12 protein-coding genes are annotated in these 13152 nt (G+C 38.1%); 3 read left to right on the forward strand and 9 right to left on the reverse strand.

The features are described 5' to 3' along the window. Window positions 1–26 precede the first annotated feature (26 nt). Genes MKY93_RS17420 through MKY93_RS17430 form a run of 3 tightly spaced genes read right to left on the reverse strand, consistent with a single transcriptional unit; the run spans window position 27 to window position 3921 of the window. Window positions 27–926, reverse strand: coding sequence for an MBL fold metallo-hydrolase (locus MKY93_RS17420; protein ID WP_340760542.1), 900 nt, complete (start codon window positions 924–926; stop codon window positions 27–29). Window positions 927–960: 34 nt separating this feature from the next. After that, on the reverse strand, window positions 961–1974 hold the full coding sequence (locus MKY93_RS17425) for a TAXI family TRAP transporter solute-binding subunit (RefSeq protein ID WP_340760543.1): 1014 nt from the start codon (window positions 1972–1974) through the stop codon (window positions 961–963). Window positions 1975–2028: 54 nt separating this feature from the next. Beyond that, entirely contained in the window at window positions 2029–3921 is a 1893-nt protein-coding gene (locus MKY93_RS17430; protein ID WP_340760544.1) for a TRAP transporter permease, read from the reverse strand. A gap of 275 nt (window positions 3922–4196) precedes the next feature. Here MKY93_RS17430 and MKY93_RS17435 point away from each other — a divergent pair, with 275 nt between their 5' ends. The 3 genes from MKY93_RS17435 to MKY93_RS17445 all read left to right on the forward strand — a co-directional run bounded on the left by MKY93_RS17435 (window position 4197) and on the right by MKY93_RS17445 (window position 6684). Next, window positions 4197–5414, forward strand: a complete 1218-nt coding sequence (locus MKY93_RS17435) for an ROK family protein (protein ID WP_340760545.1) — start codon at window positions 4197–4199, stop codon at window positions 5412–5414. A gap of 116 nt (window positions 5415–5530) precedes the next feature. Continuing rightward, window positions 5531–6100: a chromate transporter gene (locus tag MKY93_RS17440; RefSeq protein ID WP_340760546.1), complete on the forward strand. Its 570-nt coding sequence runs from the start codon at window positions 5531–5533 to the stop codon at window positions 6098–6100. A 44-nt stretch (window positions 6101–6144) separates the two neighbouring features. Beyond that, window positions 6145–6684: a chromate transporter gene (locus MKY93_RS17445; protein ID WP_340760547.1), complete on the forward strand. Its 540-nt coding sequence runs from the start codon at window positions 6145–6147 to the stop codon at window positions 6682–6684. 170 nt (window positions 6685–6854) lie between these two features. On the opposite strand, the gene MKY93_RS17450 is transcribed toward MKY93_RS17445, so the two are convergent. The 6 genes from MKY93_RS17450 to MKY93_RS17475 form a co-directional block, all read right to left on the reverse strand. Beyond that, the gene (locus MKY93_RS17450; RefSeq protein ID WP_342536356.1) at window positions 6855–7358 is read right to left on the reverse strand and encodes a flavin reductase family protein; all 504 of its coding nucleotides are present in this window, start codon (window positions 7356–7358) and stop codon (window positions 6855–6857) included. A gap of 189 nt (window positions 7359–7547) precedes the next feature. Continuing rightward, window positions 7548–9032: a 4-hydroxyphenylacetate 3-hydroxylase family protein gene (locus MKY93_RS17455; protein WP_078818594.1), complete on the reverse strand. Its 1485-nt coding sequence runs from the start codon at window positions 9030–9032 to the stop codon at window positions 7548–7550. Window positions 9033–9315: 283 nt separating this feature from the next. Next, a complete protein-coding gene (locus MKY93_RS17460) occupies window positions 9316–10593 on the reverse strand; it encodes a TRAP transporter large permease (protein ID WP_340760549.1) in 1278 nt (425 codons plus the stop codon). Beyond that, window positions 10590–11075: a TRAP transporter small permease gene (locus MKY93_RS17465; protein ID WP_340760550.1), complete on the reverse strand. Its 486-nt coding sequence runs from the start codon at window positions 11073–11075 to the stop codon at window positions 10590–10592. Before MKY93_RS17465 ends, MKY93_RS17460 begins: the two co-directional genes overlap by 4 nt. 14 nt (window positions 11076–11089) lie before the next feature. Further along, entirely contained in the window at window positions 11090–12118 is a 1029-nt protein-coding gene (locus tag MKY93_RS17470) for a TRAP transporter substrate-binding protein (protein ID WP_078818597.1), read from the reverse strand. A gap of 143 nt (window positions 12119–12261) precedes the next feature. Then, window positions 12262–13008: an IclR family transcriptional regulator gene (locus tag MKY93_RS17475; protein WP_340760551.1), complete on the reverse strand. Its 747-nt coding sequence runs from the start codon at window positions 13006–13008 to the stop codon at window positions 12262–12264. Window positions 13009–13152: the final 144 nt, after the last annotated feature.

Here is a 13152-nt window from a genome sequence, read left to right on the forward strand (position 1 = left end):
TCTTTTCAATAAATTTTCTTGTTTTTTTACGCTCTACTATACTTTTTTCCGAGTTGACCATTTGAGAGAGATTCTCTAGACTTACGACCTGGCACAAGTATTTCATCTAAATCAGCAGGTACTATAACTTCTCCCGCAAAGTGCTTTGTTGCCAGCAAATGAGTGATGTCAGTAAGTGTACCTGGAAGAAAATGTGTAAGTATTAATTGCTTCGCTTCAGCTTGGCTCGCCATCTTGGCTGCTTGTTCAGGATCACAATGTTCTTTCTGTAATTCTTTCCAGATTCTTTTTCTTTCCTCGCTAATATTTTCTGAGTATATTTTGTTCGGTGCCAAGCAACAATCGACCACCATGGTATCGGCATTCAAAGATAATTTAACCAACTCATCAACTGGAGCCGTATCACCAGAAAAGACAACGGATTGCTCACCTGTGTCGAAACGGTAAGCATATGTCAAAATACTATGAATCATTTCAGCAGTTCTCAACTTGACTTGTTTGGGCAAATCAATTTCTATCTCGCCAGAGCTCTCAATTTCAATTATATTTGTATCTAACAACCCTTCAGAAGGTCTGCCAAGAGATAATTTATACGCGATATCCTCTTCATACATTTTTAAGATCTGTTGATGAAACTGTTTAGTGCCTTTGGGACCTATTAGAGTCAGCTTTTTTCTACTACTGAACCATCTTCCTAACAAGAATTGTCCATACCCTAAAATATGATCAGCATGAAGATGCGTTAAAAAAACATAATCTATTGAAGCTAGGTCTATATTCGCTTTACTGAGTTGATAGGAAGCCTTTTCACCGCAGTCTATTAAAATAGGCTGATCATCAATCCATAAAATTTGTGCCGGACCTGATCTTTCTACGTCAGGCCACGGACTTCCAGTACCAAGCATTGTAACTTTTAATTTGGTCATCATTGTTCCTCCCTTTAAAGTTCTATTTTTCTAATCACTCATACTGTATATCGTTTTCTTCAAAGTACTTAACCGCGCCTGGATGGAAAGGAATCACAACCCCCTTTGAAACATTTTCTGGTGAAATATCAAATGAGCTGTGAACCTTTTTTATTTTCTCTCCATTTTCCATAATGAATTTTGTTAAGTTATAAACCATTTCATCGTCTACATCTTCATGTGTTAACAGCATTGTTTCAAATGCACCAATTGTAATATCTTCTTTTTGATCTTTATACGTGTTTGCCTTAACTTCCATAGATGAATAGTATGGATGGTTTTCCGTAAAAGAATCCAATTCACTTTCATCAAAAGGAATTACTTTTACATCCGTTAACTGGGCTACTTCCGTTATCAATGGTGCGGGAATAAATCCAGTTAAAATACCAACATCAATACTCCCATTTTGAAGACCTTCACTAATTTCGGCGTTTCCGAGCGGAATTACTTTTACATCCTCTTCGAACGACATGTCATACTCATCTTCCAATAGAGTTTGCATAAAGTTGTATGGCGAACTTCCTTTAGGAGCGACACCAACTTTTTTACCTTTCAAGTCAGCAATAGATTTCACTTTAGAATTTTCGGGAACTACGATATGAATAGCCGCATAACTAAACCATGTAACCGCTCTTAACTCTTGGTGTTCACCTGTGATAATAGGATCTTTACCTTCATAAATATTAGTTGCAATGTCTGACGCCGGTACCCCAAAGGCTGCTTTCCCCTTATCTTTGCGAGCGATTAAATTCTTCAATATTTCAGCTGATCCATTAACAGATTCAGTTGAAAGTACTACGTCTGGCATCTCTTTAGAGCTATTGAATAACTGACTTATTCCTGCTCCTATTACATAGTTAGTTCCTCCTGAGCCTGGTGTATAGAGAGGAACCACTCCAGCTGTTTTGCCTTCAGCGTCCTTCTTGTCACTTGTTTCGGTCGATCCGCAGGCAGCCAATACCAAAAGTATCGATAGTAATACCACAATAGACATTAAATTCTTTTTCATGTCATTCCTCCTGTTTTCCTTTACTTTTTTCTTACACTTATCCACTATTATTGCTTATAGAGACTTGTCTAATAAAATAGCTTTATTGGTCTTATTTGCAAATTTCCCCTCATATAAAAGCACAAGCACTATTACTACGAGCCCAATTACGGAAGATAGAACATCTACCCTGATAAGCATAATTGATCCAGCAAACAAAATTACTCTACTAAAGAAATTTAATTTGGCTGTAAAATAACCTTCAAGTGAAACTGCAATAGCATATACACCCATTAAAGCTGTGACCGTCGCGAAAATAATAGATCCTGTAGAACCGATTAAGATCAATTCGGGTCCGAAAATAAACATATATGGAACAATGAACGCTACTAATGCGAGCCTACATGCAACCAAAGATACTTTCATCGGACTAGTTTTGGATAGACCCGCGGCCGCATAAGCTGCCAACGCAACTGGTGGTGTAATCGCCGATAGAGTTCCATAATAGAAGATGAATAAATGTGCGGCGATAGGAGGAACACCTAAGTCCACCATGGCAGGCGCTGCAAGAATTGCCAATACCAAATAGGAGGCTACGGGCGGTAATCCCATGCCCATAATAATTGAGGCAAACATTGTTAAAATACAAAGCAATAATAAACTCCCACCTGACAACTCCAAGAGAACGCTGGAAAAACGAAGACCCATTCCAGTCATATCAATAACGCCTATGACAATCCCAGCAGCACTACAAGCTGCTACTACCATTAAAGATAGTTTCACACCTTCTTGCAGAGCGGAGTATATTTGTCCCATTGACATCCTAGTTTCCTTCCTAAACAAACAAGCAATAGGAACTGAGATAATGGCCCAGAAGGCAGCATTATTTGCTGTCATTTGGAAAACCATCAATAGAACAACAAGTATTACTAATGGGAGCATCAAATGCCCTTTTTTAATCATCAATTCTTTCAAATTTACTTTATTCTCAACTTCTGTGGCTTGTAATCCTTCTTTAGCTGCTCTAAGGTCAACCATAATAAAGATAGCTACGAAGTAGATGATTGCCGGAATTAAGGCTGCAAAAGCAACTTGGGCATAACTGATTTGTAAAAAATCTGCCATTAAAAACGCAACAGCGCCCATAATTGGAGGTAAAATCATCCCACCAGTTGAAGCTACAGACTCAACTGCCGCTGCATAGGTAGGTTTATACCCTCCCCTTTTCATTAATGGTATGGTTAGTACACCGGTTGTAACTACGTTAGCTACTTGGCTACCACTTATGGACCCAAATAAAGCACTGGCTACCACTGACACTTTAGCTGCGCCACCTCGGTATCTACCAACTAATCCCATCGCTAAATCTAAGAACATATTCCCTGCTCCAGACTTTTCTAACATTGCACCGAAAATAACGAATAAGACGATATAGCTTGCTGAAACACCTAGTGGTATACCAAATACTCCTTGGTTTGACAAACCGATTTGAGTAACTATCTGTTCAAATGAATATCCAGAATGCTGTATCATCAAAGGGAGTCTATCACCGATAAATGCATATACCAAAAATATAATTGCAATAATCGGTAAAGCCACACCTAGCATTCTTCTCGCAACTTCGAGCGTTAATAGAATTACTAGAACTCCTATAACAATTGTTGTTAATGTAGGGGAGCTCATTTCCAATGGGAGATCTAAATATCGTAGTGTTAGATATCCACCTGCCACTAAGGAAAGAATAGCTAGAATACTATTAATCAATAACCCAAAACCATTCCGTTCTTTTTCAATTGAATCTTTACTTTTGAAGAACGGGTGTAATAGGAATACTAGTGCAAATGCTAAAGCCAAATGAATAGCACGTTGCTGTGTCGCAGGAAATAATTGAACCCCGCCGGAGTATAAGTGAAAAAGCGCCATTGAAATAGCAAGCGTAGCAACTATACCTGTAAGCCATTTCCTCATCTTTTCAAATCCTTTCTTTAATGGAAGTAAAAATGCCTAGCGACAATCAATATAAAACTTATTGAACCAAAATAAAAGCGCTTTCATTTCTCAATAGTCTGAATTATATATCTTAAATCCATTTTAGTCAAATGTTTTTTAAATTATCTTTATTTCATTGTTTTATAAGTTAATTATGTGTAAAATGAAAGATAATTCAAACTTAAAATACAGACTTAAAACTTTTATGGTAGTAATGGAAACTAAAAAGTATTCACTATAGGAGGTTATTTAGCGTGATAAAAGAACTTTATGAAAAGAATTCAATAAAAGATAAGCGACTTAAAGACCTGCTCTCACTAATTTACGAATATGGACCAATTTCAAAAAACGATCTAATTGCTAAAACAAAATTGACAACTACTACTTGTACAAGGCTATTGGATGATCTACTAATGGAGGGAGTAATAACTGAGAGCGGCTTTGGCGAATCAAGCGGAGGAAGAAAACCATTCTTATACGAAATTAATGCAGATTATTACTTTTTAATCGGCATTGATATATCTAGGTCTTATACCAAAGTTTTATTAATGGATCTGAAATTAAATGTAAAGAGTGAAGCTAGATTAAAAATGGATAAATCAAGTACCCCACATGCAACAATTAAATTTATTGAGCAAACTATTATTCGGATGCTAGTGGAAAGCAAAATTAATAAGGACAAAATCTTAGGTATTGGCATTGGCTCTATCGGACCCTTAGATAGTAAACGTGGCATTATCTTAAATCCCTACCAGTTCCCTTCAGATGGATGGAGGGATATACCGATAAAGGATACTCTTGAAGAAAAGTTAGATATAGAAGTAACAATTGACTATGGAGTGAATACTGCATTATTAGCGGAATACAACAACCATTACAAGGATATATACAGCAATGTAGTGTATATGCTAAAAGGAGTTGGTAGTCGAACAGGTATGATAATCGATGGTCAGTTAAAACCAGGTACGGATAAGCTCGGTATACATGGTCAGGGGCATATGATAGTGGATATACATGGTCGGAAATGCTATTGCGGAAGCTATGGTTGCGTTCAAGCTTATTCGTCAATGCGAGCAATTACAAACGACGTAATAAACGCTCTAAAGCAAGGAAAAGAATCTATATTGACAGAATCAGTTACGGACATAGAGAGCATTAGTTTTGATGATATATGTAAAGCTGTTAACAATAATGACCCAGTATCCAGTGAAATAGTAAAAAATGCGGCATATTACACAGGTATCGGCATTTCAAACCTCATCAATGTTTTACATCCAGATTTGATTATTGTTAATGGAGCCACATATAATATGAAAATTTTCTATGACACTGTAGTAAAGATAGCTACCGAACGAAGCAATATTATCTTTCCCGATCATGTACTATCTTTTAGCCGGGGTCAGCTAGGAGAAAACGCTACAGCTATCGGAGCTGGGAGACTTCTAGTTACAAAATATTTAAGTAGTTTATAAAAAGGATATTGTCGGACAGTTATTTTGTGACTGTCCGACCTATTTTTCTACACTTTATACCATTTCGGTTTAAAGAAAAGGATTTATATACTAAAACTGTAAAGGAGCAAATAAATATGAATATAACAAAGAAATTACTTTGGGAGATTTTTATTACATTTCTCAAAATAGGACCTGTTACGTTTGGTGGAGGCTATGCCATGATACCATTAATTGAACGCGAAGTTGTATATCGAAAAAAATGGTTAGAAACAAGTGATGTAGGAGATATATTTGCAATTGCCGAATCGATTCCTGGCGCAATTGCTATCAACTCCGCCACGTTTATTGGGTATCGTGTAGCACGAATACCCGGCGCAATTTGCGCAATGATTGGAGTATTACTACCAACATTTTTTATTGTTATAATTCTCAGCATCTCATATTTATATCTGCAAAACAATCCATTGATGGCAGCTGCATTCGAAGGTATTCGTCCAGCCATTGTCGCCTTAATTTCATTTGCAGCTTATAAAATAGGACAGATGGCAATTATAGATAAAACTACATTAATTACTACTATACTTGCTATTCTAATACTTTTAATCTATTCAATTCATCCAGCTGTTGTAATTATATCTGGGGCATTACTCGGTGTTGTTTTAGTGAAGACCAAAGTAAAACTAGGCTATGAAATGGGGCTATGATTAATTAGTACAACTACTCAATAGAAAAGGCTGGTGTAATTCTAATGATTTTTTTAGACTTATTTAGAACGTTTTTCATGGTTGGGCTTATCTCTTTCGGAGGGGGATATGCGATGATTCCTGTGATTGAAATGGAAGTCACTTCGCACAATTGGATGACTACTCAGGAGTTTACAGATATTATCGCAATCGCAGGGATGTCCCCCGGACCTATTGCAACGAATAGCGCTGTTTTTGTCGGTTATCATACTGCCGGGCTAAGCGGGGCAATAGTATCTACAGCAGGAATGGTCTTACCTTCATTGATAATAATTTTATTGGTTTCAATATTTTTCACAAAGGCTAATAAGCACCCAATTGTACAATCCGCATTTTACGGATTACGTCCGATAATTGTTGGGTTAATAATATTTGCTGCAATTAAATTTGCTATTTCGAATCAATTAATAGGATCTTTTTCACTTCACTCTCTAACGCTATTAGCCATATTTATTGTCTCCTTTATTTCATTAATAAAATTTCGTGTTCATCCAGCAATAGTGATTATCACAGCTGGTATATTCGGAATGTTCATTTATCGTTGAGATTTCTTATTTCAGACATTATAAAAGAGATGTAAACTAAAAAGGTGTTGATCACCTAATTAGAATTTCATCTCTTTCATGATTTGTCATTTTCCCTCGACGTAAATTCGTAAACCAGTCTATAAAATCTCGACAGATTCACCTACTAATTGGTATGTCTGCATCACCTTTTATGCTTTGTAAAACTCTGCCGGTATAGAACCAAATACTCTTCGGTGATACAGCATCGGATCTTTTGAGCTATCGACTTTCAGGTCTACTACTTCGCCAATCAAGACGGTATGATCGCCAGCCTCAATCGCTTTGAACGTTTTACACTCAAACACGCCGAAAGCACCTTCGATAATAGGTAGCCCATTTTCTGATTGATGCCAATTACATGTACTGAAACGATCTTCGTGTCTGCTTGCAAATGTTTTACAAAGTTCAGATTGTTCGCCAGCCAATACATGTACTGCAAACTTTCCACCTTCCGTGAACTCTTTCAACGAAGAAACTCTATGATCAATGGACCAAAGTAACATAAGTGGATCAAGGGAAACAGATGCAAATGAGTTAACTGTCAAACCGACAGGTACTCCATCTCCTGTAGTAGTGGTAACAACTGTTACCCCTGTTGGGTAATTCCCCATAATATCTTTAAAGACTTGCTGTTTTTCTTCTTTATTCATCATGATCTCTCCCTAAAAATTATTCTTTTTATATCAATCCATAAAAATTATAGCATAAGCACACTTCTACTTCATTGTATCTAACTACTAGATTTACTTTTCTAAGTATTCATATTACCATAATAATAAACGAAAAAGCATTATCAAAGTAAAACCTCTTACCTGATAATGCTTTTCTCACTTATATCCTCATTAATTGGCAACTGTATCCTTTGCCATTTCCAAAGAATCTCTCAATGCTTTGTCTACCATTTCATAGGATGGGTTATTACGCTTATGCGTATTATAGAACATACCCAATTTGCGAACCGGATCGCCAGAATAGTAGCGCTCATATTGAACAAGACGTTGACCGAATGCTTCGCCACATAGATCCCAAGCTAACTTAAAGAGTCGTACACGTTGCTCAGCTGATACTCCTGAGCGTCCACCGTAGTATTTCTCCATATCTTCTGCTGTTTCCGGATTAGCAAAATCAGCTCCTGTTGGAGACATTAGCAATCCGCCCGCACCGATGGTCTGCAGTATTTCCATAGCACGTGGGTAGAGTGTCGGTAGAATACCTCGAATCGTTTCTAATGGCACAATAGCAGGAACGGCCTCACCATGCGGGGTCATAACATACTCATACTCCGCCACCCGCACTAATGCACGGATTGTTTCTGCCCCTTGAATCAGCTCGGATAATTGGTTTTGTACATTCAAGAATCCGTCGACTCCTACTGCATCAGCAACTGAACAAGCAACCTCTGTTGCAAATGAAATCTTTGTTAAGCCGCGCACAGCTGACTGATGAGAAGGCTGCAAGTTGATGCCTGTTTTAGGATACAGTAAGTTACCAGCTTCTACGTTTTGGTTGATGAATACACGTTCCCATGGTACAAGCACATCATGGAACACTAGCACTGCATCCATCTCTTCGAACCGGCTGGCTAGTGGATGATCCCATGTAGAACGCTCACCGTTTTGAGTTTCTTCCCGGCAATACATACGAAGCCCTGGGGTATCAATAGGGAGTGCAAACGAAATCGCATACTTTTCATCCCCAGGTTTGAAACTTGGGTACGAATAAATGATTACCTCGTCAGTGACAGGTGCAAGAGTAGCCAGCATCTTGGACCCGCGAACGATTAAACCTTCCTCCGTTTCACGTACGACTCCTAAATGGGTAAATTCATCTTCTTGTTCATTTGAAGCCTTGCTGCGGTCATTCTGCGGATTGATAATTGCATGTGTCAAGAACAAATCGTTATCACGGATATATTTATAATAGTTCACAATGTTATCACCCCAACGATCTCCATACTGTCTAAAGAACCAATCATTCGTTGCCATCCCTGTTACTACAGTTGCCAAGAAGTCTGGAGTTCGCCCCATCAAACCAAATGTGGCTTCTGCCCATACTTCAAAAACTCGTCTACGGGCTTGTAAATCTTCTCCATTTCTAGGAATGATAAATGCATTGTTTACTCTCTCACCTGTTTCTTCACAAACATGCGTAATATCATTTTGGTACTTTGGGTCGTGTTGCATATCATAAAGTCTGGCCATTTCTTTGATAGGTTGCTTGAAGACTGGTTCATCAGCCAGGTTTGTAATACGTCGACCTCCCAAGTATACTTCTGGTTGCCGTGACTTTACCGCTTTCATATAATCTGCGCCTGTTCTAATACCCATTTTGTATTCCTCCTATATGGTGATAGTATGATAATGACTAATTCATTGATGCATGAAGACCGCAAGAGTAATGATTGTAAGCCCTTTCATTCCGACTTATTAAAGAAGCCTACTACGAATCCCAAGGGATCTTTCCTCACCCCAGAAGCTTTCACTTCACTTAACGTACTTGTAATATACCGAATACAACTCCTTGTCACAATATTCATATTTCACGGTATGAAATAGCGAGAATATTTAATAAAAAAAATTAAAAAAACGTTTAGAGAGTTCTCTAAACGTTTTATTCTTTATACAAACTAGGTATCCATAACGCAGCATCTTCCCAATAAGTCAAAATGAGCAACACAAGGATCGCCATAGCCAAGAACGGCATAATCGATTTAATAAGATCTTCAAATTTCACCTTGGCGATGGACGACACGATGAAAAGTCCTGTGCCTACTGGCGGAGTAAGAAGACCGATTGTTAAGTTAATACATACGATGACTCCGAAATGCACGGGATCAATCTGGTATGTAGCAAGTAGCGGAAGCATGACAGGTATTAAAATAATCAACGCCGCAATTCCATCTAATACAGTACCAATCAATAACAAAAAGATATTAACTAAAAGCAAAAAGATTAATGGGTTTTCTGACAAACCAAGCATTGAATTAGCTACCAATTGAGGAATTTGTTCATATGCAATTATAAAACCAAATAAATTAGCTGTCACGATTAATAATGAGATCGTTGCTGTATTTACAACCGTATTCACCAAAATTTCCGGCATATCTTTCAACTTTAGCTCCCGATAAGCCAGCCCAATAACAAATGCGATTACGCATGCGATGGCAGCTGATTCAGTAGGCGTAAATACACCGCCGAGTATCCCAAAAATTATTGTAAAAGGAATTAACATTGCGGGTAGCACTCGCAAAAGCGACTTCACAATCATTTGAAAAGTTGCTTTTTCACTTTTAGGAAATTGCTGTTTTTGATTCATGATCCCAATTACGATAATGAAACCAACCCCGAGCAATATACCTGGAATCACTCCAGCCATAAACAAATCGGCAATTGACGCACCTGTTAATGTTCCATAAATGATAAACAACATACTAGGTGGAATAACCGGCGCCACTATAGAAGAGGCTAATGTGATTGCTGCAGAGAAATCACGTCGATATCCTTCCTTTTCCATTTCAGGAACCATAACTTTACTCATCATCGCAGCCTGTGCATTGGCAGACCCTAGTATAGAAGCTAAAAACATATTTGCAATAACCGTGACATACGCCAATCCACCACGATAATGACCGATCAACACTCTGGCAAAAGACACGAGGCGTGTCGTGATTCCTCCGCCATTCATTAATTCTCCTGCCAACATAAATAGCGGGATGGCTAACAGACCAAAATTATCGATGCCCGAAAACATTTTCTGTGGGGCTGAACTCATCAGCGTAGTTAAATTTGTAAGAAGTAAATAACTAATAGAAGTAATTGCTAGCACTAGAGATATCGGAATGCCGATCACTAGAAATAATAAAAATAGAGCAATAACAATGATCATCATGTCGTTTGCCCCCCTTGTTCCTTTGTCTTAAACAAATTTACAAGATGGGTTAATAAATGAATGAATGCAAAACTTAGGCCTACTGGAACCGATGCATATGGAATCCACATAGGAATTCGCATGGAAGATGAGGTTTGATGAGTAACGGAGAATAGCCATTGATAACTTAAATATAGTAAAATCCCAATAAAAACGAGAATAATTATATAAGAAACCATCTCTAAATATCTTTTTCCCTTCTCCGAAAACCGATCGACCAAAAAGGTAACAGAAGCTTGGGACCTATATTTAAGTCCCAAACTCCCTCCAAGAAATGTGACCCATGCCATGATGAAGATACTTGCCTCACTTGCCCAAAATATAGGGGCGTTTAGAAAGTAGCGAAATAATACAGCGACTGCAATAATAAGTGTCATTGCAGCAATTAAGATCATCGCCATAAACTTTTCAAGCGTTTCTACCCAGCTGCTCAGCTTGTTCATACTGCGCATTCCTCCTATTTACGGAACGTTTCGATAAATTCTTTAATCAATGGATCCTTTGCTTTGTATTGTTCATCATACTCTTCTTTGAATGGGTCGAACAAAGACTCGTCCATTTCATATAATTCCATTCCTCTGTCTTTTAAAGTATTCATATACTCTTCTTCTAAAGAAGAACGCTTCATCGTTCCAAATTCAGAAGCCGCAGCCATTGCTTCTTCAATAATTTTTTGATCTTCTTCCGGCATCGCATCAAATACCTTTCCGCTCGCAATCATTACAGAAGGCCATACCATATGGTTCGTCAATGCGCCAAACCCGGTTACTTCATTAAAATTAGATGTAACTGCTGCATCCAAATCCATTTCCATTCCATCAATGACACCTGTTTGTGCAGCTTGGTATACATCTGGCAATGAGATAGACTCTGGATTAGCGTCTAATAGACGATACCAATCTTGTAACGCGGGACTTGGTGTGACACGTAAAGTAAGGCCTTTAATATCTGCAGGTGTTTCAACTTTCTCTCTGAACATCATCGTACGGTTTCCGGAGAAGAAATAATCTTTTGCGCGTAAGCCTTGATCATCAAGTGTTGCTAAAATCTTCTTTGCAATATCAGAATCCTTTGCCTCGTAAGCTGCTTCGTAGGAATCAAATAAATAAGGTGCAAACCAACCACTGAAAGCATCTGATCTAGATGTTAAAAAAGCAGTCGTAATAAATCCGAAATCCAATGAACCCGTTTCAAGCTGTTGTACCATATCCGGCTCTCCACCGAGTTGTCCACCTGGATATAACTCCATTTTCATTCGACCATCTGAACGTTCTTCTAGTTCCTCGGCAAACTTTTGAGCCGTCTCATTCCAAATATGATCGGGTGGTGCAATATGAGCGAGTTTAAAGTTGTATGTCTGCCCAGCTTCTCCTTCCTTACCCGGGTTATCTGCTTTCGCCTCATCACTGTCTTTACCACATGCACTTAGAAACAACGCTGCAACAATTGTCATAATAAAAAAATACATACCTCTTTTTCTTGTCATGTATTAACTCCCCTTTTCTCTTTCCTGATTATTAATCAGACTATTCGGTAAATTTACTCGAAAACTATAACCTTTTCTGTGTGGCTAGAATAGATAAATTGTTCTGGTGTTCATCACCCCTTTAAAGGATTCTATGGTAATAATTAAACTTCAATATAACCTAGTTCTTTAGATATAGAATCGGCCGTCTTAATTACACTCTGTCTAATCATGTGTTGGTTGCTTCCTTGCATGTAAGAAACCGGCCCAGCTAGATTAACTGCAGCAATCGTTTTACCTGAATATGATAAAATAGGCGCCGCAATAGCGTACGTCCCTGTTGAATTTTCATTATTACTAATTGAATAGCCCACGTCTTTTACTTTCTTCAAATCCTCTTTCAGCTTTTCGATATTTGTAATCGTATTTGGAGCTTGTTGAGAAAGCCCTCGTTCAATGGTTTCTTTCAAGTAGTCATTGTTATAGGCCAACAACACTTTTCCTGTACTCGTAGCATAAGCAGGCTTTCGAGACCCAATGTATGTGTGGATAGGCGAAGCTTCTTGAGATGATATTTTCAAGACAAATACAACTTCCCCTTTGTCAAACATTCCGATATGAGCAGTGCCTATGAATCTGCTTATCAAGTCTTTTACAAGCGGAATAGCCTTATCATAAATGTCTTGTTGAAACATGACGTTGTTATTCCACTCCAGCAATTTCCACCCCAAACGATATCGTCTATCCTTGTCCCTCATCAATACACCTTCATTGCACAGTGTGCTGATTAAATGATGTGTCGTACTAGGGCTCATGCCAAGTTTACCGGCTATCTCGGCATTTCCTAAAACCGGTTCCTCACTAGAAAAACAACTGATAATATAACAAGCCTTTTTGACAGATTCTATCACGTTATGTTCTCCTCTCTTACTAGATTTATAGCTGTTTGACAATATACGGTTGTAAACGCTTTCATATAAAGTGAAAAGAAATTGTAATTATCCCCATATCCGCTGAGAGTCTGCTAAGTAACATACACTTTTTTGCTTATCCTT

The sequence above is a fragment of the Sporosarcina sp. FSL W7-1283 genome (assembly GCF_038003105.1).
GTDB lineage: Bacteria > Bacillota > Bacilli > Bacillales_A > Planococcaceae > Sporosarcina > Sporosarcina newyorkensis.

Excerpts from the sequence above, each read along its gene's own strand:
- MKY93_RS17420 (WP_340760542.1), bottom strand. The coding sequence starts at position 926 with ATGACCAAATTAAAAGTTACAATGCTTGGTACTGGAAGTCCGTGGCCT.
- MKY93_RS17425 (WP_340760543.1), bottom strand. The coding sequence starts at position 1,974 with ATGAAAAAGAATTTAATGTCTATTGTGGTATTACTATCGATACTTTTG.
- MKY93_RS17430 (WP_340760544.1), bottom strand. The coding sequence starts at position 3,921 with ATGAGGAAATGGCTTACAGGTATAGTTGCTACGCTTGCTATTTCAATG.
- MKY93_RS17440 (WP_340760546.1), top strand. The coding sequence starts at position 5,531 with ATGAATATAACAAAGAAATTACTTTGGGAGATTTTTATTACATTTCTC.
- MKY93_RS17445 (WP_340760547.1), top strand. The coding sequence starts at position 6,145 with ATGATTTTTTTAGACTTATTTAGAACGTTTTTCATGGTTGGGCTTATC.
- MKY93_RS17450 (WP_342536356.1), bottom strand. The coding sequence starts at position 7,358 with ATGATGAATAAAGAAGAAAAACAGCAAGTCTTTAAAGATATTATGGGG.
- MKY93_RS17455 (WP_078818594.1), bottom strand. The coding sequence starts at position 9,032 with ATGGGTATTAGAACAGGCGCAGATTATATGAAAGCGGTAAAGTCACGG.
- MKY93_RS17460 (WP_340760549.1), bottom strand. The coding sequence starts at position 10,593 with ATGATGATCATTGTTATTGCTCTATTTTTATTATTTCTAGTGATCGGC.
- MKY93_RS17465 (WP_340760550.1), bottom strand. The coding sequence starts at position 11,075 with ATGAACAAGCTGAGCAGCTGGGTAGAAACGCTTGAAAAGTTTATGGCG.
- MKY93_RS17470 (WP_078818597.1), bottom strand. The coding sequence starts at position 12,118 with ATGACAAGAAAAAGAGGTATGTATTTTTTTATTATGACAATTGTTGCA.